Annotated in this window: 19 protein-coding genes; 12 read left to right on the top strand and 7 right to left on the bottom strand. The window is 59.5% G+C overall.

Features of this window, described 5'->3' with window-relative positions; genetic code table 11:
- Positions 1–3 precede the first annotated feature (3 nt).
- The 8 genes from B0G80_RS05560 to B0G80_RS05525 all read left to right on the top strand — a co-directional run bounded on the left by B0G80_RS05560 (position 4) and on the right by B0G80_RS05525 (position 9,019).
- Entirely contained in the window at positions 4–1,203 is a 1,200-nt protein-coding gene (locus tag B0G80_RS05560) for an acyl-CoA dehydrogenase family protein (protein ID WP_116117297.1), read from the top strand.
- A gap of 31 nt (positions 1,204–1,234) precedes the next feature.
- Positions 1,235–2,389 (top strand): acyl-CoA dehydrogenase family protein, encoded by a 1,155-nt coding sequence (locus B0G80_RS05555; RefSeq protein WP_116117296.1) that lies wholly within the window; start codon positions 1,235–1,237, stop codon positions 2,387–2,389.
- Between the two features lie 35 nt (positions 2,390–2,424).
- Positions 2,425–3,591, top strand: a complete 1,167-nt coding sequence (locus B0G80_RS05550) for an acyl-CoA dehydrogenase family protein (protein WP_116117295.1) — start codon at positions 2,425–2,427, stop codon at positions 3,589–3,591.
- Positions 3,592–3,618: 27 nt separating this feature from the next.
- Positions 3,619–4,425 (top strand): enoyl-CoA hydratase, encoded by an 807-nt coding sequence (locus B0G80_RS05545; protein ID WP_106285307.1) that lies wholly within the window; start codon positions 3,619–3,621, stop codon positions 4,423–4,425.
- 19 nt (positions 4,426–4,444) lie between these two features.
- A complete protein-coding gene (locus B0G80_RS05540) occupies positions 4,445–5,314 on the top strand; it encodes a MaoC/PaaZ C-terminal domain-containing protein (RefSeq protein WP_116117294.1) in 870 nt (289 codons plus the stop codon).
- A 50-nt stretch (positions 5,315–5,364) separates the two neighbouring features.
- The gene (locus B0G80_RS05535; RefSeq protein WP_116117293.1) at positions 5,365–6,573 is read left to right on the top strand and encodes an acyl-CoA dehydrogenase family protein; all 1,209 of its coding nucleotides are present in this window, start codon (positions 5,365–5,367) and stop codon (positions 6,571–6,573) included.
- A 9-nt stretch (positions 6,574–6,582) separates the two neighbouring features.
- Positions 6,583–7,716, top strand: a complete 1,134-nt coding sequence (locus tag B0G80_RS05530; protein ID WP_116117292.1) for an acyl-CoA dehydrogenase family protein — start codon at positions 6,583–6,585, stop codon at positions 7,714–7,716.
- Between the two features lie 76 nt (positions 7,717–7,792).
- A complete protein-coding gene (locus tag B0G80_RS05525) occupies positions 7,793–9,019 on the top strand; it encodes a cytochrome P450 (RefSeq protein ID WP_116117291.1) in 1,227 nt (408 codons plus the stop codon).
- Between the two features lie 317 nt (positions 9,020–9,336).
- Here the strand turns inward: B0G80_RS05525 and B0G80_RS05520 are convergent, their stop codons facing one another.
- The 7 genes from B0G80_RS05520 to B0G80_RS05490 form a co-directional block, all read right to left on the bottom strand.
- Complete coding sequence (locus B0G80_RS05520) at positions 9,337–11,868, bottom strand: RND family transporter (RefSeq protein WP_116117290.1); 2,532 nt, start codon at positions 11,866–11,868, stop codon at positions 9,337–9,339.
- Between the two features lie 33 nt (positions 11,869–11,901).
- Positions 11,902–13,011 (bottom strand): YCF48-related protein, encoded by a 1,110-nt coding sequence (locus B0G80_RS05515; RefSeq protein WP_116117289.1) that lies wholly within the window; start codon positions 13,009–13,011, stop codon positions 11,902–11,904.
- A 119-nt stretch (positions 13,012–13,130) separates the two neighbouring features.
- Positions 13,131–14,504 carry a DUF1329 domain-containing protein gene (locus tag B0G80_RS05510; protein WP_181919909.1) on the bottom strand — a complete coding sequence of 458 codons (1,374 nt, stop codon included), beginning with the start codon at positions 14,502–14,504 and terminating at the stop codon, positions 13,131–13,133.
- A gap of 5 nt (positions 14,505–14,509) precedes the next feature.
- On the bottom strand, positions 14,510–16,219 hold the full coding sequence (locus B0G80_RS05505; protein WP_116117287.1) for a DUF1302 domain-containing protein: 1,710 nt from the start codon (positions 16,217–16,219) through the stop codon (positions 14,510–14,512).
- 272 nt (positions 16,220–16,491) lie between these two features.
- Positions 16,492–17,295, bottom strand: a complete 804-nt coding sequence (locus B0G80_RS05500; RefSeq protein WP_116117286.1) for an SDR family NAD(P)-dependent oxidoreductase — start codon at positions 17,293–17,295, stop codon at positions 16,492–16,494.
- A gap of 75 nt (positions 17,296–17,370) precedes the next feature.
- Positions 17,371–18,165, bottom strand: coding sequence for a glucose 1-dehydrogenase (locus tag B0G80_RS05495; protein WP_116117285.1), 795 nt, complete (start codon positions 18,163–18,165; stop codon positions 17,371–17,373).
- Between the two features lie 203 nt (positions 18,166–18,368).
- On the bottom strand, positions 18,369–19,379 hold the full coding sequence (locus B0G80_RS05490) for an NAD(P)-dependent alcohol dehydrogenase (RefSeq protein WP_116117284.1): 1,011 nt from the start codon (positions 19,377–19,379) through the stop codon (positions 18,369–18,371).
- A 125-nt stretch (positions 19,380–19,504) separates the two neighbouring features.
- On the opposite strand from B0G80_RS05490, the gene B0G80_RS05485 reads away from it, so the two are divergent.
- The 4 genes from B0G80_RS05485 to B0G80_RS05470 all read left to right on the top strand — a co-directional run bounded on the left by B0G80_RS05485 (position 19,505) and on the right by B0G80_RS05470 (position 24,414).
- Complete coding sequence (locus B0G80_RS05485) at positions 19,505–20,254, top strand: electron transfer flavoprotein subunit beta/FixA family protein (protein WP_116117283.1); 750 nt, start codon at positions 19,505–19,507, stop codon at positions 20,252–20,254.
- 2 nt (positions 20,255–20,256) lie between these two features.
- A complete protein-coding gene (locus B0G80_RS05480) occupies positions 20,257–21,186 on the top strand; it encodes an electron transfer flavoprotein subunit alpha/FixB family protein (protein WP_116117282.1) in 930 nt (309 codons plus the stop codon).
- A gap of 160 nt (positions 21,187–21,346) precedes the next feature.
- On the top strand, positions 21,347–22,705 hold the full coding sequence (locus tag B0G80_RS05475; RefSeq protein ID WP_116119533.1) for an SRPBCC family protein: 1,359 nt from the start codon (positions 21,347–21,349) through the stop codon (positions 22,703–22,705).
- Between the two features lie 2 nt (positions 22,706–22,707).
- Positions 22,708–24,414 (top strand): FAD-binding protein, encoded by a 1,707-nt coding sequence (locus B0G80_RS05470; RefSeq protein WP_116117281.1) that lies wholly within the window; start codon positions 22,708–22,710, stop codon positions 24,412–24,414.
- The last annotated feature ends 11 nt before the right edge of the window (positions 24,415–24,425 follow it).

Raw genomic sequence — 24,425 nt, 5'->3', positions numbered from 1 at the left:
ACCATGGACCTGCGATATACCGACGAAGAACTGGCGTTCCGCGATGAAGTGCGAGCCTTTTTCAAGGAAGCGTTGCCTGAAGACATCCGCGTCAAGGCGGCGCTGGGACAGCGCTGCTCGGCGGATGATCTGCGCCGCTGGCAGCGCATTCTGTACGAACGCGGCTGGGCGACGCCGGCGTGGGATAAGGCGTGGGGTGGAACTGGCTGGAGCGCGGTGCAGCAATACATCTTCAAGGAAGAACTGCACATGGCGCCCGCGCCGGAAACGCTTTCGTTCAATGTCAACATGATCGGCCCGGTGCTGATCGCGTTCGGCAGTGACGACCAGAAACGCGACTTCCTGCCACGTATTGCAAGTCTCGAGTACTGGTTCTGCCAAGGCTTTTCGGAGCCCGGTGCCGGGTCCGACCTGGCGGCGCTAAGGACCCAGGCGGTCCGGGAAGGCGACCACTACGTGATCAACGGGCAGAAGCTGTGGACCTCGACGGCCCATCACGCGGACTGGATGTTCTGCCTCGTGCGTACCGACGCGAGTGGGAAGAAGCAGGAGGGCATTACTTATCTGCTGATCGATATGAAAACACCTGGCTTGACGGTGCGGCCGATCATCACTATCGACGGTCATCATGAAACCAATGAGGTGTTTTTCGATAACGTACGTGTGCCTGTCGCAAACCGGATTGGCGAAGAAAACAAGGGGTGGGATTACGCCAAGTATTTGCTCGGCAACGAGCGCAGCGGCATTGCGCGTGTCGGCGTGTCGAAGATGCGTATCCGCCACGCCAAAGATCTCGCGAAGCGCGTTCCGTGCGGCGACGGTGTGCTTTGGGACAACCCTCAATTCCGCGAGCGTGTCGCGTCTATCGAAGTCGAGTTGAAGGCGCTGGAAATCACGCAGATGCGAGTGATTGCGGAAAGCACCGCACGCGGTAGTCACGCGCCGGACCCGAAGACGTCGATTCTGAAGATCAAGGGGTCGGAGCTTCAGCAACTCGCGGCCGAACTGCTTCTGGAAGTGGCCGGGCCTGACGCGCTGCCGCTTGATCTGGATTTCCTGCGCGGCGTAGGTGAGCCGATCCGGGACCCCGGCTGGGCACTGACTATCGCGCCGAATCACTACTTCGCGCGCCACGTTTCGATTGTGGGCGGATCGAACGAAATCCAGAAAAACATCCTCGCCAAGTCCGTTCTCGGACTTTGAGCAGCAATCGAAATGCGGAGAAGCAAGGGCCATGGACTTTGATTTTACCGACGAGCAACGCATGCTCAAGGACAGTGTCGACCGGCTTGTCAAGGACGAGTACAGCTTCGAGCAGCGTGCGCGCTACCTGGCTGAGCCGGATGGGTTCAGCCGCAAACAGTGGGCCCGCTACGCCAATATGGGCTTACTTGGCCTGAGCTTCGCCGATGACTTCGGCGGCAGCGGCTGCGGCCCGGTCGAAACGATGATCGTGATGGAGGCGTTCGGGCGGGGACTCGTCGTCGAACCCTATCTGGCGACCGTGGTGCTCAGCGGTGGCTGCATCCGTCTTGGTGGCAGTATCGCTCAGCGCGAGGCGATTCTGCCGCTGATTGCCGATGGTTCGCTACTGATGGCCTTCGCACACGCAGAGCCGCAGTCACGGTACGACCTCGCCGACGTTGCCGCCACCGCGCGACGCGATGGCAATGGTTGGGTGCTGGATGGAGCAAAGCGCGTTGTGATACACGGCGGCGGTGCGGACAGGCTGATCGTGTCGGCGCGCGTTTCAGGCGGCCGCCGCGACCGCGACGGCATTGCGCTATTTCTTGTCGATGCGCATGCGCCTGGTCTAACGCGCCGAGAGTATCTGACACAGGATCGGCTGCGCGCTGCGGATGTCGAGTTGTCGGGCGTGCGCGTGAGCGACGCGGATGTGATTGGCGAAGCGGGGAAGGCTCTTCCGCTGATCGAATCGGTTGTCGCGCAGGCCATTGCAGCGCTGTGCGCCGAAGCCGTCGGCTCGATGGCGGCCGCGCACGAAGAAACTGTCGAATACCTCAAGGTGCGCAAGCAATTTGGCGTCGCCATCGGGTCGTTCCAGGCGTTGCAACATCGCGCGGTTGACATGCTGGTGATGGTTGAGCAGGCCCGCAGCATGGCGCTGTTTGCCACCATGATGAGCGAGGAGCCGGACGTGGAAGAACGCGCGCGCAGCATGGCAGCGGCCAAGGTACAGATCGGCCGCGCTGGGCGGTTTGTAGGCCAGCAGGGCGTGCAGCTTCACGGCGGCATTGGTATGACCGAGGAATGCAAGGTCGGCCACTATCTCCGTCGCCTGAGTGTGATCGACATTCTGTTCGGCGCCGCTGAACACCACTTGACCCAGCTTGCCAGTACGGGCGGATTGATCGATGCGGCGGCGTGAGCCCGCGGCTTCTTCATGTGAACGGAACCATTCAGATGAGCAGATTTTCTACCTCGGATTCGTATCAGGAACTGCGCGATGCGTTGCGCGATCTGTCGAAGGAATATCCTGACGAATATTGGCGCCGCATCGACCACGAGCGTGTTTATCCGGAAGCGTTTGTCGACGCGTTGACCCGCGCTGGCTGGATGGCAGCGCTGATTCCCCAGGAATACGGCGGCTCGGGTCTCGGACTGAGCGAAGCTTCCGTCATTATGGAAGAGATCAATCGCAATGGCGGCAACTCCGGGTTTTGCCACGGCCAGATGTACAACATGAACACGCTGTTACGCAACGGCTCAGAGGCTCAAAAGAGGAACTATCTGCCGAAGATCGCCTGCGGCGAACTGCGTCTTCAGTCAATGGCCGTGACGGAGCCGACCACCGGCACGGACACCACCAAACTGAAAACCATGGCGGTGAAGAAAGATGGCCGCTACGTCGTGAATGGTCAGAAAGTGTGGATCTCCCGTGTGCAGCATTCGGACCTGATGATTCTGCTGGCCCGTACCACACCGCTCGCCGACGTCAAGAAAAAATCCGATGGGCTTTCCTGCTTTCTGGTCGATTTGCATCAGGCGATCGGCAACGGTTTGACAGTGCGTCCGATTCCCAACATGGTCAACCATGAAACCAACGAACTGTTTTTTGACAACCTTGAGATTCCCGAAGAGAACCTGATCGGCGAGGAAGGCAAAGGCTTCAAGTACATCCTCGATGGACTGAACGCCGAGCGTGCATTGATTGCCGCCGAATGTATCGGCGACGGCTACTGGTTCGTCGATCGCGCGCGGAGGTACGCCACCGAACGACAGGTGTTTGACCGCCCCATCGGTATGAACCAGGGCGTGCAGTTTCCTATCGCTGAATCGTATATCGACGTGAGAGCGGCGGATCTGATGCGGTACAGGGCGTGTGAACTGTTCGACGCTCACCAGCCATGTGGTGCCGAAGCGAACATGGCTAAACACTTGGCCGCCACGGCCTCGTGGAAGGCCGCTAATGCCTGTTTGCAGACGCACGGCGGTTTTGGCTTTGCATGCGAATACGATGTGGAGCGGAAATTCCGCGAGACCCGTCTTTATCAGGTGGCACCAATCTCGACCAATCTGATTCTGTCTTACGTGGCCGAGCATGTGCTGGACATGCCACGCTCTTTCTAGACAACGCGGCCACCGACGGAGACATCCATGGGCTACGAGACCATCCTGTACGACGTGAAGGACCGGATCGCCACGATCACGCTGAACCGTCCCGAACACATGAACAGCTGGAACGACAAGGTGGCCACAGAAGTTTATGAGGCCATGCAGGCTGCAGGAGCCGACCGCGGCGTGCGCGTCATCGTGTTCACCGGAGCGGGCAAGGCGTTCTGCGCCGGCGGCGATATTCATAGCTTTGGCGGCGATCCAGCCGCGCTGATGACCAAGCTGCCGCGTCCTTTCGACATGCGCAAGCGCGCCGACTGGCAAACGCGCTGCTCGTACTATCCGGCGATACCGAAGCCGGTCATCGCCATGCTCAACGGCGCGACGGTGGGCATCGGCCTGATTCACGCGTTGTTCTGCGACATCCGCTTCGCTGCCGAGGACGCGACGATTACCACTGCTTTCGCGCGGCGCGGACTCACCGCCGAATACGGCATGGCCTGGATACTCTCGCACCATGTCGGGCATGCAAGAGCGCTCGATCTGCTCCTGTCGGCGCGCAAGATCAAGGGGCTCGAAGCGGAACGAATGGGGCTTGTCAACCGCGCGTTTCCGTCGGGCACGTTGGCCGAAGAGACCTATGCGTATGCGCGCGACCTCGCTGAGAACTGCTCGCCGCGCTCGATGCGCGTGATGAAGGCGCAGCTTTGGGAAGTCCCGTTTCAGACGCCGCATGAGGCCATCATGTCTGCCGGTCTCGACATGCCGATTGCGAATCAGTGCGACGACTACAAGGAAGGCATCGCGAGCTTCCTCGAAAAGCGCAAGCCGAATTTCACCGACGATTGAAATCTTACGGGGCATAGTCATGCTGAAGTACGAAGTCATCAGGAACTGGCCAATTGAAGATGTGACCCAGAGTTACTCTGAGCGCGATGTGATGCTTTACGCGCTCGGTCTCGGCATCGGCGGTGATCCGCTCGACGCGGCGCAATTGCGGTATGTGTACGAGAAGGAGCTGCAGGCGATGCCGACGTGCGCCGCAGCATTCGCCTGGCCGAAATCATGGATGCGTGATCCGCGTGCCGGCGTTGACTATCTGAAGCTGGTGCATGGTGAGCAGGACGTCCGTTTCCTCCGTCCGATGCCGACGGCCGCGACCATCGTCAGCAAGACCCGCGTGAGCCTTGTGTCAGACAAGGGAGCGGGTAAGGGAGCCATCGTCGAACTCAGGCGTGATCTGATCGAGCAGGGCAGTGGCGAACGGCTCGCCGAGGTACGGCAAGTGTCTTTTCTGCGCGGCGACGGTGGCTTTAGCGCGGAAACCGGCATCACCGACCCGCCTCCGGAGGCGCTGCCATCGGTTCCCGAGCGCGCCCCAGACAGTGAATTCGAGTTTGCGACTTCGCCTCAGACTGCGCTGATCTACCGACTTTCGGGCGATTCGAATCCGCTGCACGCCGACCCGGAGGTAGCCACGAAAGCCGGCTTCAAGCAGCCGATTCTGCACGGACTGGCGACGTACGGGATTGCAGGCTATGCCGCGATCCGAACCTGCGCTGGCAACGACGCGTCCCGCCTGAAGCGCCTTGCGCTTCGCCTTACGTCGCCGGTTTATCCCGGCGAAACCATCCGCTTTCAATTGTGGCGCGAGAGTGACGCACGTTTCCATTTGCGGGCTCGAGTGGATGCACGCGACGTGGTGGTGCTGAATAACGGCATCGTGGAGATTGGCTGAACACCGCCCTGGATTGTTGTCCTGGCAAGTGTGGTCAAAGGAGTGTGTTTATGGATTTGCGAGAAAGTCTGGAAGACAAGACCTTTCGCGCATCGGTTCGGGAATTTGTGGCGGCCCGGTTGCCGTCGGATATCCGCGAGCGAGTGCTCAATTTCCGTCATGTGCCGCGCGAAGATTACGTTCGCTGGCAGCGCGTCCTCGCAGCGAACGGCTGGGGCGCGGCTGCGTGGCCGGTCGAATACGGCGGCGCGGGGTGGAACGCTACACAACGCAATATCTTCGACGAAGAGTGCTTTACCGCCGGTGCGCCTCGGCAGATGCCGTTCGGCCTGTCAATGGTCGGACCGGTACTGCAGAAGTTCGGGACGGCGGCGCAGCGAGCTTACTTTCTTCCTCGCATCGTGACGATGGAGGACTGGTGGTGTCAAGGCTATTCCGAGCCTGGCGCCGGCTCAGATCTGGCTTCACTCAAAACGCGCACTGACTGTGCTCCGCGCGATGGCGAACCGTTCTATATCGTCAACGGACAGAAGACATGGACTTCGTTTGCCCAGTGGGCCAACTGGATTTTCTGTCTGGTGCGCACGCACAGCGGCGACCGTCCGCAGGAGGGCATTTCCTTCCTGCTGATCGATATGAAAACGCCCGGCATCACCGTCCGGCCGATCAAGACACTCGATGGCGGACATGACGTCAACGAAGTTTTCTTTGAGAACGTTGAGGTGCCGATCCGAAATCTGGTCGGCGAGGAAAATCATGGCTGGTCGATCGCAAAATATCTGCTCGGCCATGAACGCACCAATATTGCCGGGCTTGGCAACTGCAAACGCTTTATGCGCCGATTGAAGGAGATTGCACGGACGGAACGGAAACACGGCAAGCCACTGATCGACGATGTCCGCTTTCGCGACAGGATCGCGAAGGTCGAGATCGACCTGATCGCGCACGAGTGGTCGCTGCTGCGTGTGGCCTCCGCTGAATCGGCGGGACGGACGATTGGGCCCGAAGCGTCCGTGCTGAAAATTCGTGGCTCGGAAATCCAGCAGGAATTGACCGAACTCATTATGGAATGCGCCGGTCCTTATGCGGTGCCATTCGTCGCCGACGCACTGGACGGGGAGTGGAGCGGCGAAACTGCGAACGGTGAACTGTTGAACGCGCTCGCCGCGCACTACCTCGACTGGCGCAAGATCTCGATCTATGGCGGTTCGACCGAGGTGCAGAAAAACATTATCGCCAAATTGGCGCTCGGCATCTGAGGAGACGTCATGGACTTTACGCTCGTCGAAGAGCAACAGATGCTGGCCAACGTGGTCGGCCGTTTCATCGACAACGAATATGCTTTCGAAGCGCGGCGGCGACTGGCGACGACAACCCAGGGCTGGTCGTCCACGCACTGGTCCACGCTCGCTGACATGGGGCTGCTGGCGTTGCACGTGCCAGAGGAACACGGTGGTCTTGGTGCTTCGCCGGTGGAAACCATGATCGTCATGGAGGCATTTGGCCGGGGGCTTGTGCTCGAGCCATTTCTTTCGTCGGCGGTGCTGGGCGCAAGACTGATCGGCGTTGCAGGCCACGAGGCGCGCAAGGCGTCGTGGCTCACCGGTCTCGCCGGCGGCAACCTGAAGACCGCGCTCGCGACGCTTGAGCCGGGCGCGCGCTTTGACCTGTGGAATGTGACCACGACCGCGAAAGCGTCTGATGCAGGCTATGTGCTCAATGGTCGGAAGGGTGTGGTCCTGCATGGTGACAGCGCAGACCTGCTGTTTGTCTCCGCACGAACGTCGGGCGAGCCGACGGACACGGCGGGTATCACGCTCTTCGCTGTAGACGCAAAAACACCTGGCGTCACGGTGAAAGGATTTCCGGCGCTCGATGGCCAGCGCGTCGCGGAGATTACGCTAGATGAGGTGCACGTCAATGCGGACGCTGTGCTCGGTACGGTAGACGAAGGGTTCGCGCTGTTGGAGTGGGTAGTCGATCACGGCATCTTTGCACTTTGCGCGGAGGCGGTGGGGACGATGGAAAAGCTGGCCAATCTGACCTACGACTATTTGCGCACACGCAAGCAGTTCGGTGCGCCGATAGGCAAGTTTCAGGCTTTGCAACATCGCGCCGCCGATATCCTCACCGCTGTCGAACAGGCCCGTTCAATGGTTTACTTCGCCGCCGCAAAACTTGCGGACGACGATAGGCGCGAAAGCCATCGCGCGGTCTGTGCTGCCAAGGCGATGATCGGGCGTAGCGGCCGCTTCGTCGGACAACAGGCTGTGCAATTGCATGGTGGTATGGGAATGACCGACGAACTGTCAGTGGGATGGTACGTGAAACGCCTGACCTGCATCGATATGACCTGGGGTAACACCGAACATCACGTTGAGTTGTACGGGGCCTACCTGTAGGCATCAATCATCCAATAGCCAGTGCGATAACCGCTATGTCGGTGCGCTTGGCCACGTCGCGAAAAGGAGACACCGAATGTCAGCAACCGGTCACGCAGCGCCGCCCGAGTCGGCGCCGATTCCCGCACACGTGCCGCCGGAGTTGGTTGTGGATATGGATATCTACAATCCGCCCGGCGCCGAGGACGACTACCATCTCGCGCTGAAGAGGCTGCACGACGACGGCGTTCCCGACATCTTCTGGACACCGAGAAACGGCGGTCACTGGATTGCGACGCGCGGAGACGACATCTACCAGATATTCAAAGACTACGAGAATTTTTCGTCGAAGCAGCTGACGGTGCCACTGGTCGAACATGCGCCGCTGCCGCCGATCTTCTTTGATCCGCCGCTGCATACGGCATATCGTGCGCTGATTGCCCCGGCTTTTATGCCCCAGGCGATCGGCACACTCGAAGAGAAGGCCCGCGAGATGACGATCGAGTTGATTGAGGGCTTTTACGAAAAGGGCGAGGTGGAGTTTGTGTCGGGCTTCGCACAGCACTTGCCGATCGGTATTTTCATGAATATGGTCGCGTTGCCCGCGGAAGATCGCGACTTCCTTCTTGGCCTCGCCGACAAGATGGTTCGGCCTGACTCCGCGGAGCAAAAGCTGGCCGCGCTCGGTGCGATTTTCGAATATCTCGGCGTCAAAATTGCGGAGCGGCGTGCCAACCCGGGCGACGACCTTATCAGCCGGATCGTTCAATCCAGGATCGACGGGCGTGCGTTGACGGATCAGGAACTGAAGGGGCTGTGCGGACTCGTGCTGATCGGCGGGTTAGACACGGTCGCATCGGCGATGGGTTTTATCGCGAATTTTCTGGCGAAAAGCCCGTCGCATCGCAAGGAGTTGATCGAGCAGCCGGAGCTCACGCAAAAGGCGGTCGACGAGCTACTGCGGCGCTTTCCGGTGGTCAATCAGGGACGCCGCATCACGCATGACTTTGAATACAAGGGCGTGCAGATGAAGGAAGGTGACATGATCATCATCCCGACCACGCTGCACGGGCTGGACGATCGTAAGTTCAATGATCCGCTTACGGTGGACTTTTCTCGCCCGACGCCTATTCACTCCACTTTCGGCAATGGCGCGCATCGCTGTCCAGGGTCGTTTCTCGCGCGCGTGGAACTCAAGGTGTTCCTGCAGGAATGGCTCAAGCGAATCCCTGACTTCCGGGTCAAACCCGGCGAAAAGGCGGGCGTGCATGGCGGCGTCAACGGCACGCTCTATCATTTGCCGCTGGAGTGGGATGTGCGTTAAGAAGAAAACGGGGCACTTCGGTGCCCTGTGTGCGGCTGGATAAGAGTCAGTGCCCGTCTCTCTGCTCAATCGCAACCTTGATGCTCTTGACGCAACGTACTGATTTGCCGTATGCCGTAGCGTTGTTCATAGGTCTCTCACCACCGTTGATGTCAGGGTCCGCCGCGAACTGCTGGACGCTCTCATGAGCTTGAGAATGCCAAATCTGTTCGCCGCCTTCGGCGGTTTTCCGAAGACGAGTGCAAATAGGCGTTACCTTGACGCCGGCCGCCTGCGCCAGGCGCGTTTGCTTCTCGCGCCTGGCCGCTTGCCGCTGGTCAGCCGCGCGTGGTCTGTTTAGTAGTAGCGCCGCCCGTCGCGGCGAGATTCTCGGTGCGCACGGCGGGCACGACCAGCTTGGACACGTCGGCCTTAACTGGCATCCCCGCCGCTTTGCTCGCCGAATCGGAGATGCCACGGAGCAGGAAATGCGACAGTGCGGGGATCAGGATCAGCGCGCCGATCATGTTCCATAAGAACATAAACGTCAGCAAAATGCCCATGTCGGCTTGGAACTTGATTGGTGAAAACGCCCATGTAACAACACCCGCCGCCAGTGTTACCCCAACCAGTGCAACTACCTTGCCGGTGAATTGCACGGCCCGGCGGTACGCTTCTGCCAACGGCAGTCCTGCTCGCTGGTAAGACAACTGGACGCTCAACAGATAGAGTGCGTAATCGACACCGATGCCGACGCCCAGCGCGATCACCGGCAATGTCGAGACTTTCACGCCAATGCCGAGCATTACCATCAACGCTTCGCAGAGAATCGAAGTAACCGCGAGAGGCACGACAGCGACAATCACCGCGCGCCAGCTGCGGAAGGTGATAAAGCACAACAGAATGACCGCACCGTACACCATGAGCAGCATCAGCCGGTTGGCCTTCGCGACGACTACGTTCGTCACCGCATCGATGCCGGCCGAGCCTGCTACCATCAGAAACTGATGATCCTTGTCATTGTGCGTTTTCGCAAAGTCTTCGGCAGCCGCCATGACGCGCGACAAAGTCGCCGCCTTGTGATCAGTCAGGTACACAATGATCGGCGCGGTCGTGCACGTCGCATTCAACAAGTCCGGATGGTCCAGCACAATCTGCGAAGCGGTCTTGTTCTGGATCGACGGCACGCGGTCGATCGTGTACCACTTCGGGTAGCCTTCGTAGAAGCCTGAGGTGACCCAGCGGGAAAGCGCGCCGATTGAGGTCGTTGTCTGGACGCCGGGCACCGTACGCAGCATGGTCTCGAGTCGATCGGCCTCGACAGCAAGCGGATAGTTGTTGCCGTCACAACTCGTCTGCGAGGACTTGCCGATCACCACGAACAGGTCACTCGAAAGCCCGTAATGCGCATTGATATAAGCGTTGTCGATGTTATAGCGGGAGTCCGGCCGGAGTTCCGGTGCGCCCGCATCGAGGTCGCCGATCTGCAACTTCTGACTGACGCTCCAGCCGCCCACGGCGAGAAGCGCTGCGCAGGCAATTGCAGCAGTAGCCCATCGGCGTTCAGTGAAACGGTCAAGCACGTTCCACACTGAACCCACCGCATTATGTCCGGCGTTTTCTTCTCGCTCGGTCCTGACGCTACGTCGGGCGGCCGACGGGCTGACGCCGATGTACGACAGCAGAACCGGCAGCAGCAGTAAGTTAGTGAACACCAGCACGCCAACGCCGACGCTGGCGGTGAACGCGAGATCCTTGATGACGGGGATGTCGATCACCATCAGCACGGCAAACCCGACTACGTCCGCGAGCAGGGCGGTAAGGCCGGCGAGGAACAACCGCCGGAACGTGTAGCGTGCGGCGACATACTTGTGCGTGCCGCGGCCGACGTCCTGCGTGATACCGTTCATTTTCTGGGCGCCGTGCGACACACCGATCGCGAAGACCAGAAACGGCACCAGAATCGAGTACGGATCAAGCACGAATCCCAGCGTCTTGATGATGCCGAGCTGCCAGATCACGGCAATCAGCGAGCAACTCACGACCAGCAAGGTGCTGCGAATGCAGCGCGTATAGAGAAAGATCACGACGAGGGCGATCAGCGCCGCCATGCCGAAGTACATCGTGATGAGGTTGAGCCCCGAGATCAGATCACCGATCAGCTTGGCAAATCCAACGACGTGTACGCGTACTTCGCCATGCGACTCGCGTTCCAAAACGTCTTCGATCTGGCGAGTAAGCCTGGCGTAATCGAGAGGCTTGCCAGTATCAGGATAAGTGTCGAGCAGGGGTATCTGGATCATGCTCGACTTCAGATCGTTCGCGACAAGGCTGCCAACGATGTTGGCACGCGCGACATTGGTGCGGAGCCGGTCGATCTGCGCCGGTGAGCCGTCGTAGCTTTCGGGCATGACAGGGCCGCCCGCAAAACCGTTTTCAGTCACCGTGTTCCACCGTACGATCGGCATCCACAACGACTTGACGCCGGGACGGTCCACGCCTGGGATCAGGAACAACGCATCGTTGATCCGTTTGAGCGCGTTCAGATACGTAGGATCGTACACGTTGCCATTTTTTGCTTCGACGACGACCCGGATCGAGTTCCCGAGACCCTTGAGATCCGCCTTGTTGGTCAGATAGTTGTGGATATACGGGTGCGACAGCGGGATCATCTTCTCGAAGCTGGCGTTGACTTCGAGACGCGACGCCTGAACACCCAGAATCGCCGTCACCAGTGCGCAGATCAACATAAGCCATGGACGGCGGTTGAATATGAGTCGTTCCAGCATGTTTCCGGATCGCCGATCGAACGTGGTGGGATCAGTCACCACCGGCATTTTGTCGAATTGGGCGTTGCTACCTGCCGCCATGTCTGGCTCCTGGAATGCGATGGATAAACACCGTCACTTTGCGCTGCCCGCGACGGGAAGCTCGATACGGGAAAGTCCTGCCGCGCCGGTGACGATGGCCTCGCTGCCACGCGTCATCAGGCCGAAGACCGCGCCGGGCACGGGCGTGGCGACGCGGCTGAAGGTCTTGCCGTGATCGCTACTAACCAGCAGTTCGCCTGCCTGTGTGCCGAGCAGCAGCCGGCCATCGGCAAGTTGCCCGCTCGCCAGCACGCTCGCGCCTGTCGGTAAGGAAATCTTCTGCCACGTCTGGCCGTTGTCGACCGTGCGGAACGCGTTACCCAGCAGACCGTAGGCAATCAGCGTCGAGCCGCTCGAGGTCATACCAAAGAAGCTGCTTTTCGACGGCGTCTTGAGTCCGACAAAGCGCTGCGCGCCCTCGTCGAGTTTGAGGAGAAGGCCTTGCTCGCCGGCAATGTACAGTGTCGACCCGATGCGCCGAATGGTGTGAAGGTTCAGCGCATTCGGGTTGTCAACGCGGTCGAACCATGGCTCCCAGGTTTTACCGCCGTCCTTCGTATGAAAAATAATATTGAAGGAGCCGACCACCCAGCCGGAACGGTCGTTGTCGAACCATACGTCGAGGAATGGTCGGCCTCCCATGTCAGCCAGAAAGCGTGCGGCTTCGTCCTGTGCTGTCTTTAGATCCGGTGAAGTGCCCGCCTGGTGAGAGTAGAAGCTCTGCATCAGCTTTGCCGCCTGAATGCCGTCGAGCTGTTTGTGCCACGTGGCTCCGCCGTCCGCGCTGTGCAGCACCTGGCCATCGTGTCCCACTGCCCAACCTTGCTGCGGCGTTGCAAACATGACTGAGACCAAATCCGAACTCACTGGGCTTGGCGCCTGCCGCCAGTGTGCGGCGTCGTCGTCAGACAGAAGAATCACGCCGCGCGGTCCGACGGCAACAAGCCGCTTGCCTGCGAGCGCGACCGACATCATGGGTTCGTGGGTAGCGTTTGGCGCTGCTGCGGCAGGGGTGTCGATCGGGTCGTGAAAGGCTGCGTTCGCATCGCCGGTTACGATACACGCCGCGGCCACTAGCGCGAGCGTGACCGCCGGGACAACCGGGACAACCGGGACAAACGCGCGAGCTGTTCTAGGGCTCATTTAATCTCCTTGCACCGTCACGGCAAAACAAGGTGCCACGACGGTCTGTCTCATCTTATTTGTTCTGGTGGCGCGCGGTGATGGCTGGCCAATCGTCGCGCGCCGTCCATTGTGCTGCCTTAACGGACACCAGTCGACTGCATACGATCCGGCGTGAAGAAATCCCTGGGGAAGCTCACGTTGAAGAAGATGCCGGGCGACTCCGCGGGATGGCTGCCGAAGATATAGATGCCACTGCCGAAGTCATAGAACCAGTTGCCCAGCGAGTATGGCACTTTGTAATCGTAGGCGGGGACCGTGGTTTCGAATCCGCCGCGGTAGAGCTTTCCGGATTGGTCGTACGCATCCATCGCACCGCCGCCGCCATCTTCGTCCATGTACATAACCTTCTTGCTGTACACGTGACGGACATTGGCCTTTAGCGTCAATTCCACGACCCATACCCGGTGCAATTCCCAACGCGTCGTATCGGGATTGACGAACTTTGGCGTGAGAATCTTGCTGGCCGGTGTTTCGTACTGCTGCTTGTAGTCGTTGTACGGAATGTACATCTCCTTCTTGCCAACAAGCTTCATATTCCAACGGTCCAGCTTGCCGTAGAACAACTGGATGTCATCCATGGTGATGGCGCCGGAGTAACCCGGGTTCGGCGTGTCATAGGCGAGATCGGGCGCGACACGCACACGACGCTGGCCAGGGCTGTACATCCACGACTGCTGGTCATGGTCCGCGGTATCCATGAAGTACCAGAAGAGTGTCGTTTCGCCGATCAGTCGTGCGGGAGCGGCATAGTCGTTGAACACCTGGTACCAGATTGCTTCGCCGCCTTTCTTCTTAAAATCATCTTCGTTCTTGATGTCGAAGTAAGGGTAGCTCAATGAGCTTTTAAATTGAGCCGCAAGCGTCGAGTTCCCGGCGGTATCGACCAGGTAAGTCTTAACCGTATTCCTCTGAAAGGTGCCTACATAGCGCAGTTCCCAGTCCCAGATTGCTTCCTGGCCGGTCTTTGGCACAGGGAACGGTTTGCCGCCGAATGCTCCGGTCAGGAACAGGCCGTTTTTCTCCAGCTTCGCGCTCGACGCGTTCTTCTCCGAATTTGCCAGATACCAGTCCGGATAAGACGCGCTGCGATGCGTCGGGTAAATGTCCATCCGATAGGTTGGATAGCGTTTGAAAAGCTCCTGCGCGCTAGCGCTCAGTTTGTCCGCGTACTGCTGATAATTTTGCGCCGTGATTTGCAGTACCGGCTTCTCATCGGGGTAGGGATCGGCCCACTTGCCGCTGTTCGCCTTGAAGCCCGCCGGCATCGTCGTGATGCCACCGGTATAGGCGGGGATGGTGCCGTCCTTGTTACCCGCAATCTCGGCGCCGAATGGCGTAGTACCTGATTCTGCCGCGAGTGCTGTAACGCCAGCGAAGGGAACCGCGCAAAGCGGTACGGCGACCACGAGCGCCTTGACGAGTGTTGATATACGTTTCACAACTGTCTCCATCTGTTTTAGAACGTAGTCTGGTAGGTAATCCCAAGCCACGATTTATCGCTATACGGTGCGCCGACGGCCGTCGCCGCACCGCCGCTCGAGAATCCCTTCTTGTTCGTGTAGTACGTGTACGTGATATCTATCTCATGCTTGTTGTGGATATTGAAGTTCAATCCAATCAGGAACGTATTGAAGCCCTGCGATTCCCCGGCATTGTTGATTACCGGTGAGTAGCCCTTCAGGTTCAAGTTGATGAAGAGGGGCATGGTGAGGTCGACACCTGGAAACACCTGGTACCACTGCGGGCTCGCACCGATACCCATACCCATCCAGAACCGCGACGCGCAGTTGTTGTACGGATTGTTGCCACTGCCCGAGCATTGTCCTGACGTATCGTAGCCAGACAATGCGAGATTGCCCGGATTCTTCTGTACAGACATCAACCGATTGAACGCGAACTCACCCTGTACAAACATGTTGTCCCAGAACGGCGTCTTGCCGACAGATTGCGTCAGATTGAACAGCCCGTGCAACGTGCGACCAGTCGGGGCGTTGTTGATCGTTGTCGTACTGGTGGGGCTCAGCGGCATATTCCAGCGATAGGAAATTTCAGCTGCATACGCGGCATTGCCAACAGGACCGTTGATCCCGGCGCCGACCAGGTTGACATCATTACCATATTGCGCCTGGATACCGGGCAGCGTGACCGGACCTAAGTTCACGCCACGGCCGGGCGCGACCAGCGCGGCCCACGGGAATTTCATGGCGAAATGCCGGAAGGCAACTTCCGCTGTGCTGCCGATCGCATCGATACGCCACTTTCCATCTACGCCTATGTCGCCCTGCTGGCCCTTGATCGGGGCAACCCGGTTCAGCGGCACGGGCCCAAGTCCAGGGATCGCTGTATAAGCGGCCACCGGCGGTCCGTACAAGATAGCGTCCGCGCCACCGAAATAGGTGCCGCCTTCGGGAATGCGGTCGTAGTCCCATTCGAAAGTGTACTGAGCCGCCAAGGTAATGGTGTCGGTCAGCTTGGTCGACACGACCGTTTGAGTGGTTGGCAAAACCACTTCTTTCAGCGACGCGCTCGGGCTGATCGTTGCCTTATATAGATCGATTGGTTGCTGGGCGAATGCAATTGAGTTTGTGCCACCGATCGTCGCGAAAGCGGCCTGGCCCCAGGTGATGGCGGTACGGCCCAGCTTGACGTCGACCGGATGGTCACCGAGATTGAACGAGCCAAAGACAAATGCGTCGCGCAACTCGCCGCTGGGACCCCCGTAGTATTTCTCGATATAACTCGAGTAGGTGTTACCCGGGTAGTTCGGCAGATTGTTAGGCGAAGGCAAGGACGTGTTGTTATTAACGTGGCTCCTGTAGCTTGGGTCGTACCACGCGGCCGCACTCACGCGGAAACCCCAGTTGTCCTTGTACTTGAAGTCGAACTCGCTGTATAGGTTCAGTCGAGCTTGAATCGTGCCGAATTTTGATGTCGAGAGGTCGCTTTCGTCGTAGGTCGGGCTATTCGTGTAGAAGCCGTCGCGGCCTTGCAGACGCATGCCGTAATCGCCGCGCACGGTGTTGTCCCAGTGCATATCGATGTCCGGGTTCGGCGTAGTGATCTCGAAAGCCAATCCGCTTGTGCTATATAGCCCGCAGACAGCCGCCAGGCAGGTGGTCCACACGGCAACGCTGATTTTCGTGGGCCGCGGCCGATAGTGTTTCATGTTGTCTCCTCTACGTTGAATTTTCGGCCTACTACTCAGATGTCCGATTAAGCCTGCGGAACTTCGTCCGCTCTCTTTTTCAACTTTCGATGGAGTGAGGTCCACCGTTGACCGCTGCCTTTAGCTAACTGCGCCGTCTCTGTTTTCCGGACATGCCTATCGACTGTCCTGAATCGAAATATGTGAATACTGTTCGTAAATATAAACACGCATTTTTGGGTTGTCAACGTCGTTCATGACGGTAGTTTCACTACTGCGGGCCGCGCCGGCCATCAGATCAGCAGGTAACCGCCGTCCACGGTGACGAACGCGCCAGTCATGTAATCAGCCAGACCGGTGCTAAGGAAGTAGACAACCTTTGCGATGTCGTCGGGTTCGGCGTAACGGCCAAGGGTGGATCGAACGGGAATGTCAGCAATGGCTTCGGGAGCTATGCCCAGCACGGCCATGATCCCCGGCGCTGCTTCGTTTGCGCCCGGAGTGGCAACGCCGCCCGGCGCGACCGCATTCACGGTTATGCCGTATTTGCCGAGTTCCTTTGCGAGTGATTTGGTCATCATCGCGACGCCGCCTTTCGCCGAATCGTAGGGAACCAGGCCGCCGACCGGCAGCACCGCATCGACCGAAGAAATATTAATGATCTTGCCGCCACGTCCGGCGGCGATCATCTGGCGAGCCGCTGCTTGCGCCTGAAAGAACACGCCCTTGAGGTCAATATCGAGCACGGAATTCCACAGCTGTTCATCGATCTCCATGACGGGGCGCGGGGCGACCAGCGCGGCGTTGTTCACGAGGATGTCGAGTGTGCCGAACTGATTTAGTGCGATGTCGACCGCCATCTGAGTGTCTGCAACGCGGGCGACGTCGGCTTTGACAGCCAACGCCCGCGCGCCCGTATCTCGGATCGACTGCGCGGTCTTTTCTGCAAGGTTGCCGTTGATATCGCAGATGACGACGGCAGCGCCGGCTTCGGCGAGACGTCTTGCAATCGCCTCGCCGATGCCCTGTGCGGCGCCGGTAATGAGGGCGGTTTTGCCCTCAAGGTTGAGGAGGAAAGTCAACGTCTTTGTATTCATATACGCGCTCTCTGAAATGCGGATCGCGCGTTCCGCTGCGTGGTTTTCGCAAGCGGCTTTCGCGCGAAGGAATGGCTAGACCACTGACATCGGGAAGCAGAGGATCTCCGACACACCGCCGTCGACCATTAGCATTTGGCCGTTCATATAAGAACTGGCTTCGGACGCGAGGAATACGGCCGCGCCGCCAAGTTCTTCTGGGCGTCCCCACCGTCCGACGGAGATGTGCGAACGGACGATTTCTTTCATTTGAGGATTCGACGTGACGGGTTCGGCCATATCGGTCACGAAGTAGCCTGGGCAGATGCCGTTGCAGCGAATGCCGTGGCGACCCAGTTCGGCGCCGAGCGACTTGGTGAGGCCGGCCACTGCGTGCTTGCTTGCCACGTAGGCCTGCAGTTTTTCCCGTCCAAGGACCGAAACGTACGAACCGACATTGATGATGCGCCCGTGGCCGTGCGCGATCATCGGCGGAGATACCTGCTGCGCGAGGAGATAGGCCGCCGTGACATTGGTGTCCATCGTGCGCTGCCACATGGCCGGCGTCGACTGCAGAAAATCGGACCACTCGCAGATACCGGCGTTGTTCAGCAGTATGTCTATCCTTCCGTGACGCGCGAGGACGTTCTGTACGGCAGCCGCGATGCCGGCCTGGTCGGTGAGATCGAACGGCTCGAGGTCGACTTGTTCACTACCGACCCCAGTGGTGCCGCGAATGGACTCGGCGGCAGTTTCCAGACTGTCGCGCGAGCGGGCGGCAAGCACGACGGTCGCGCCCGCGGACGCGAGTGCGCTCGCCATCGCGAATCCCAGACCACGCGACGCGCCGGTGACGAGTGCAACCTGACCATCGAGAGAGAATATTTTCATTGGCACGTCTTCCCCGGGAACGAGCGCCGATCCGATGGCTGGATTTGCGTAGACATCGATCAACGGCAAATTGGAACATACGAACGATGTTCTACATTATGAACAACTTGAGGCGGTTCACGAAATGGGGTATACGCGGGGGCAACCGGCTCGGACGCGCACGAGACGAGCATGGCGATCCGGTCGCATCCGACCGGCAAGCGCTAGGCGTGCTGAATCACGATTTTGCCGAAGTGGCGCTGGCTCTCTAGGTGACGTAGAGCGTCGGGCACATCGGCAAAGGCAAACGTTGAATCGATCACGGGTTTTAACCGATGGAAATCGATTGCGCGGTTCATGGTCTCGAAATCCTGGCGGGATCCTACGTGAATCGGGGCGATAGCAAGGCCGCGCATGAAGAAAGCGTCACCGGGCGAGGGGGCGCCGGTAAGCATTCCCACCACACTGATGCGGCCTCCCTTCCGTGCGGCGGCGACCGATTCGGCGAAGGTCGCCGCGCCTCCAACCTCGACGACGAGGTCGGCGCCATCGCCGTCTGTCTGTTCCAGCACGGCATCCGCCCAGCGCGGCGTGCTGCGGTAATTGATGGTCGCATCGGCGCCCAGTTCCGCGAGCCGTGCGAGCTTCGCGTCGCTCGACGAGGTGGCGATGACTCGTGCGCCGAAAAGCTTGGCGAATTGCAGTGCAAAGAGCGAGACGCCGCCGGTTCCCTGGACGACCACGGTTTGCCCAGGCAGCAGCGGCCCATGCTCGCACAGCGCGTTCCAGGCAGTTAGGGCCGCGCATGGCAGCGTTGCCGCTTCTTCGTCCGAGAGGTGCTCCGGTATTGCAACGAGTTCTTCTTCGCCAAGCAGCACCGTGTCGCGCAGCATGCCTTCGACGATTGCGCCGCGTCCCAGCGTGTCCGAATGGTGCGGCAGCGTACCGCCAACCCAATTCTCGTAGAAGGTCGCCGCAACCCGATCTCCGGGCTTCACGCGGCGCACGCCCGAGCCGACGGCGACGACCGTGCCCGCACCGTCAGAGACGGGAATGTAGTTCGGCCGCAGCCAGTCTCCGAGCGCACCACGCATAAAGAGCAGTTCGCGAAAATTGAGCGAACTGGCATTCACCTTCATCAGCACCTGATGTGGCCCCGGTGGCGGCAGGTCCGGTTCCTCGCAGAATTCCAGCCCCGTAATGCCTTCAATCCGAGCGCAGCGATAAAGCTTCATGGTTGCCTCCATAGCCGTCCATCACGGCTTGGGATTGCCTCGATGGACCTTCGTTGTCGTTGACAGTAGCGAAAGATGTGGTTCAGAATATAGAACATTGTTCATAAAAGCGTCTGGAGCGTCAATTGAAAATACTTGTCGCGGTGAAGCGGGTGATCGATTACAACGTGAAGCCCCGTGTCAAAACCGACGGATCTGGCGTGGATCTGGCCAACGTCAAAATGGCCATGAATCCGTTCGATGAAATCGCGGTGGAAGAGGCTGTGCGGCTAAAGGAAACTGGGGCCGCAACCGAGGTGGTGGTGATTTCCGCTGGCACCTCGCAGTCGCAAGACGTCTTGCGCACAGCGCTGGCGATGGGCGCCGATCGGGCAATCCTGGTAGAGACGGCGACGGATCTGCAGCCGCTCGCCGTCGCGAAGCTGATGGCGGGAATCGTCGAACGCGAAGGGCCGCAACTGGTGCTGCTCGGCAAGCAGGCGATCGACAACGACGCCGGCCAAACCGGTCAGAAACTCGCCGGATTGCTTGGCTGGCCGCAAGCCACATTCGCCTTTAAAACGGAAGTCGCGGACGGCGTGCTGACCGTGACACGCGAAATCGACGGTGGGCTCGAGCGAGTCGCTCTCGATCTGCCCGCAGTCGTCACCACGGATTTGCGCCTGAACAATCCCCGCTATGTGACGTTGCCCAACATCATGAAAGCGAAGAAGAAGCCGCTCGACACGCTGACGCCGGAAGCACTCGGCGTGGACGTGACGCCGCGTCTGACGGTACTCGAAGTGACTGAACCGCCGCCGCGCAAGAGCGGAATCATGGTGCCCGACGTCGAGACGTTGATCCAAAAACTTCGCAATGAAGCCAAGGTGATTTGACCATGTCCATTCTTGTTATTGCAGAACACAACAACGCGGCGCTGCACCGCGCGACGCTCAATGCGGTCGCTGCCGCGACGCAGATCGGCGGCGATGTTCATCTGCTGATTGCCGGCCACGAAGCGTCAGGCGCCGCGGCCGATGCTACGAAAGTAAGCGGCGTGACCAAAGTTTTGTACGTGGACGCCGAAGCCTACGCGCACGCGTTGCCGGAAAACCTTGCGGCGCTGGTGGTGTCGCTCGCGCAGCCGTATAGCCACGTGATCGCCGCATCGACGGCTGTCGGCAAGAATTTCATGCCGCGAGTCGCCGCGCTGCTTGATTGCGCTCAGATCTCTGAAGTCGTTGCCATCAAGGCAGCGGATACATTTGTGCGTCCAATTTACGCCGGCAACGCGCTTGCCACAGTCAGGTCTGTCGACCCGATCAAAGTGTTGACCGTCCGCACGACGGCCTTCGACGCCGCTTCGTTGGAGGGCAGTGCGCCGCTCGAATCCGTGCCGGCGGCAGCGCCCTATGAACGCGCGCGTTTTGTCGACCAGGAACTGACTAAATCAAGCAGGCCCGAACTGGCGGCAGCCAATATCGTCGTGTCCGGCGGGCGCGGCATGCAGAACGGCGATAACTTCAAGCTCCTCGACGCGCTCGCCGACAAACTCGGCGCGGCAGTCGGGGCTTCGCGCGCCGCTGTGGACGCGGGATTCGTGCCGAACGACTACCAGGTGGGGCAAACCGGAAAAATCGTCGCGCCTCAGCTCTACATTGCTGTGGGCATCTCCGGTGCGATCCAGCATCTGGCCGGCATGAAGGATTCAAAGGTCATCGTTGCAATCAACAAGGATAACGAGGCGCCGATTTTCCAGGTCGCCGACTACGGCCTCGCGGCCGATCTTTTCGATGCTGTGCCCGCGCTCACGGAGGCGCTGGACTGACGTTGGACCGGATTGACAATGTTCTTCCCGTCAGCCTAGTATTTTGAACGACGTTCATATATACCCACCGCTGCGCGCCGAAGCCTCAATCGGCCGGTGCGCCAGAAACGAAGAATCCAGGATCGGCATGCAAGCCGGCGACACCATGAAGGAGATATCGATGGGTGACACGAGTACCAGTTCGGTTGAGCATGCTGTCCGCCTCGATTTTGTGCCCAAGGATAGCTACCTCTCGAAGCAGTTCCTCGACGAGGAGACGCGAAATTTGTGGCCGCGCGTGTGGCAGGTGGCCTGTCGGCTTGAAGAGATTCCGGGCGTCGGCGACTACGTCACGTTTGACGTAATCGGTGAGTCGATCATCGTGGTGCGCACTGCCGCCGACCAGATCAAGGCCTATTACAACGTCTGTCAGCATCGCGGCCGGCGTCTGACGAACGGCTGCGGCAAGGCGGCGAAGTTTCATTGCAACTATCACGGGTGGCAATGGAACCTTGACGGAAGCGTCGCACGCGTGCTCGATCGCAGCGATTGGGAGGGCTGCCCCGACATGGCCGACGACGATCTGCGCTTGCAGGAAGTCCAGGTGGATACATGGGGGGGATTCGTGTTCATCAACATGGATACCAACGCCGAGCCGCTTGCAAAATTCCTTGAGCCGGTTCCGGAAATCACGAACTGCTTCGAGTTCGAAAAAATGCATTACCGCTGGTACAAGTCGATCCGGTTGCCGTGCAACTGGAAGGTCGCGCTAGAGGCGTTCAACGAGGGCTATCACGTCTCGGCAACGCACCCGCAACTGCTCGACGTCGCCGGCGATGATGTCACCCGCAGTTTCGCCTATGGGCGCCACGGCATGTTCGGCTATGCGACAGCGACGCGCTTCATTGGCGCCCCGTCCTCGCGTACCGGCAAACCGATGCCGGAAGACGTGCGGCAAGGGCTGGTCAATTTCTTCAAGGTGATGGAAGACACTCTGAAGGCCATCAATTCCGCGCGTGACTACGAAGCGTCCAAACGTCTGCTGACCGAAATGGCGCCCAGCGGCAACCAGTTTGAAGTTCTGGCGAAAGCCATGGAATTCCAGCGCGAGGCCGCCGTCGCCGAGGGTGCGGGTTGGCCGGACATCTCTTTCGAGCAGATGGGGCGAGCGGGCGCCGACTGGCACGTGTTCCCAAATCTTATTTTCCTGCCTTACCCGGACGGTGCGCTGTTCTATCGTGCGCGTCCCGACGGCGACAATCCCGATTCCTGCATTTACGACATCTGGTCGCTGGTTCGCTACGCGCCGGGCGCTGAGCCGCCTCTCAAACGAGAGTTTTACTACGGGGTCGACGACTGGAAGCAGAACGCGCTGGAGAATTTCGGTCTGATCCTGTGGCAGGACTTCCAGAACATGACGAACGTGCAGCAAGGGATGAAATCGCGTGGCTTCAAAGGATCGCGCACGAATCCGCTGCAGGAGACCTCGGTGTCCAATTTCCACCGCGCGCTGCGGGAATTCATCGCGCAGGGGAATTGAGCATGAGTGACTGGGATGCAACCTATGACTTCGTCGTTGTCGGCAGCGGCGGCGGCTCGATGTGCGCCGCGCTCGCGTGCAAGACAGCGGGCAAAGAGGCGCTGATCATTGAAAAGCAGTCGAAGGTAGGTGGCTCGACGGGATATTCCGGCGGTGTCTGGTGGTTGCCGAACAATCATGTGATGCGACGCCACGGCGTGCGTGACTCGTATGAGCGCGCGCGGCAATACTTCGATGCGGCAGTCACCTATCAAGGGCCCGGAACATCGCCGGCGCGTCGGGAAGCCTATTTGCGCACGGGCCCGAAGATGGCTGAATTCCTCGAACAGCAAGGCATGCAGTTCGTCTATGCGGACGGATGGTCCGACTATTACGACACATTGCCTGGTGGCGAGCCTCGTGGCCGCTCACTGCTCGCAAAGTTGTTCGACGTTAAGGAACTGGGTGAATGGGCGCCGAAGCTTTCACGGTACAAAGGCGTGTCGATTCCCGCCAATTCGAACGAGTTTCCAGAGCTTTTCCTGCTCAAGCGCACATGGGGTGGCAAGCGCAAAGCGATGCAGCTCGCGGGCCGCATGCTGTATCAGAAGCTGACGGGCAAAGAGCTGGTTTCGAACGGCGCGGCGATCCAGGGCCGCATGCTGCAAATAGCGCTGCGTGAAAACATTCCTATCTGGACCGAAACGCCCGTGCGCGATCTCATCGTAGAGAATGGGCGTGTGGCGGGTGTGATTGCAATGCGCGGCGGACGTGAAATGCGTGTGCGTGCTCGCGAAGGCGTGCTGTTGAACACTGGCGGGTTTTCACACAACGCTGAAATGCGCCGTAAGTATCAGCCGCAGCCGTCATCGAGCGCGTGGACAAACGCCAATCCGGGCGACACCGGCGAGGTTCTCGAAGCCGCTGTCGCGATTGGTGGTGCGGTGGATTGCATGGAAGAGGCCTGGTGGGTCGTGACATCGCTTGGGCCCAACGAAACGCTGCCCGAAGGCGCGCGCGCCCCCGACGGCTCGCCCTTGCCGTTCATGCACCACCTCGATCTGTCGCTGCCGTTCTCCATCATGGTCGACCAGGATGGCCGCCGTTTTTGCGACGAAGCCGGTGCCTATATGGAGATCGGGCAACGCATGTACCAGCGTCAGAAGGAGACCGGTAAGGCTGTACCGAGCTGGGTGGTGATGGACAGCCGGCAGCGCAAGTACTACCCCTGGGGCACGGCAATGCAAGGCCAGATCCCGCAGCAATGGCTGGACAGTGGCTACATGATCAAGGCCGACTCGATTAGCGAGCTGGCGCAGAAGTGTGGTATCGACACCGCTGGCTTGCAGGACACCGTGACGCGCTTCAACGGCTTTTGTAAATCGGGCGTGGACAGCGACTACGGGCGCGGTTCACGTGCTTTCGATCGCTGCCACGGCGACCCTACGATCAAGCCGAATCCCAACCTCGGACCCATCGAGCAGGCGCCCTTTTACGCAGTGCGTATGTATCCGGGTGATGTTGGTACGGCAGGCGGGCTTGTCACCGATGAATACGCTCGCGTGCTCAAGGAAGACGGTTCGCTGATTCCCGGGCTCTATGCGACGGGCAACTGCACTGCGTCCGTCGTTGGCCGTTGTTATCCTGGCGCGGGCAGCAGTATCGGCGCGTCGTTCGTTTTCGGCTACATCGCCGCGCTGCACGCCAGCGGCGCACAAACGATCTGGTGATCGAAGGAGAC

Source organism: Paraburkholderia sp. BL6669N2 (assembly GCF_003387275.1).
In the GTDB taxonomy this organism is placed as follows: domain Bacteria; phylum Pseudomonadota; class Gammaproteobacteria; order Burkholderiales; family Burkholderiaceae; genus Paraburkholderia.
Note: the sequence above shows the minus strand (reverse complement) of the source record. Positions and strands in the feature narration are given on the sequence as shown.

What these genes read in the sequence shown, in the direction of transcription:
- B0G80_RS05560 (WP_116117297.1), top strand. Translation starts at nt 4, where the DNA reads ATGGACCTGCGATATACCGACGAAGAACTGGCGTTCCGCGATGAAGTG.
- B0G80_RS05555 (WP_116117296.1), top strand. Translation starts at nt 1,235, where the DNA reads ATGGACTTTGATTTTACCGACGAGCAACGCATGCTCAAGGACAGTGTC.
- B0G80_RS05550 (WP_116117295.1), top strand. Translation starts at nt 2,425, where the DNA reads ATGAGCAGATTTTCTACCTCGGATTCGTATCAGGAACTGCGCGATGCG.
- B0G80_RS05545 (WP_106285307.1), top strand. Translation starts at nt 3,619, where the DNA reads ATGGGCTACGAGACCATCCTGTACGACGTGAAGGACCGGATCGCCACG.
- B0G80_RS05540 (WP_116117294.1), top strand. Translation starts at nt 4,445, where the DNA reads ATGCTGAAGTACGAAGTCATCAGGAACTGGCCAATTGAAGATGTGACC.
- B0G80_RS05535 (WP_116117293.1), top strand. Translation starts at nt 5,365, where the DNA reads ATGGATTTGCGAGAAAGTCTGGAAGACAAGACCTTTCGCGCATCGGTT.
- B0G80_RS05530 (WP_116117292.1), top strand. Translation starts at nt 6,583, where the DNA reads ATGGACTTTACGCTCGTCGAAGAGCAACAGATGCTGGCCAACGTGGTC.
- B0G80_RS05525 (WP_116117291.1), top strand. Translation starts at nt 7,793, where the DNA reads ATGTCAGCAACCGGTCACGCAGCGCCGCCCGAGTCGGCGCCGATTCCC.
- B0G80_RS05520 (WP_116117290.1), bottom strand. Translation starts at nt 11,868, where the DNA reads ATGGCGGCAGGTAGCAACGCCCAATTCGACAAAATGCCGGTGGTGACT.
- B0G80_RS05515 (WP_116117289.1), bottom strand. Translation starts at nt 13,011, where the DNA reads ATGAGCCCTAGAACAGCTCGCGCGTTTGTCCCGGTTGTCCCGGTTGTC.
- B0G80_RS05510 (WP_181919909.1), bottom strand. Translation starts at nt 14,504, where the DNA reads ATGGAGACAGTTGTGAAACGTATATCAACACTCGTCAAGGCGCTCGTG.
- B0G80_RS05505 (WP_116117287.1), bottom strand. Translation starts at nt 16,219, where the DNA reads ATGAAACACTATCGGCCGCGGCCCACGAAAATCAGCGTTGCCGTGTGG.
- B0G80_RS05500 (WP_116117286.1), bottom strand. Translation starts at nt 17,295, where the DNA reads ATGAATACAAAGACGTTGACTTTCCTCCTCAACCTTGAGGGCAAAACC.
- B0G80_RS05495 (WP_116117285.1), bottom strand. Translation starts at nt 18,165, where the DNA reads ATGAAAATATTCTCTCTCGATGGTCAGGTTGCACTCGTCACCGGCGCG.
- B0G80_RS05490 (WP_116117284.1), bottom strand. Translation starts at nt 19,379, where the DNA reads ATGAAGCTTTATCGCTGCGCTCGGATTGAAGGCATTACGGGGCTGGAA.
- B0G80_RS05480 (WP_116117282.1), top strand. Translation starts at nt 20,257, where the DNA reads ATGTCCATTCTTGTTATTGCAGAACACAACAACGCGGCGCTGCACCGC.
- B0G80_RS05475 (WP_116119533.1), top strand. Translation starts at nt 21,347, where the DNA reads ATGGGTGACACGAGTACCAGTTCGGTTGAGCATGCTGTCCGCCTCGAT.
- B0G80_RS05470 (WP_116117281.1), top strand. Translation starts at nt 22,708, where the DNA reads ATGAGTGACTGGGATGCAACCTATGACTTCGTCGTTGTCGGCAGCGGC.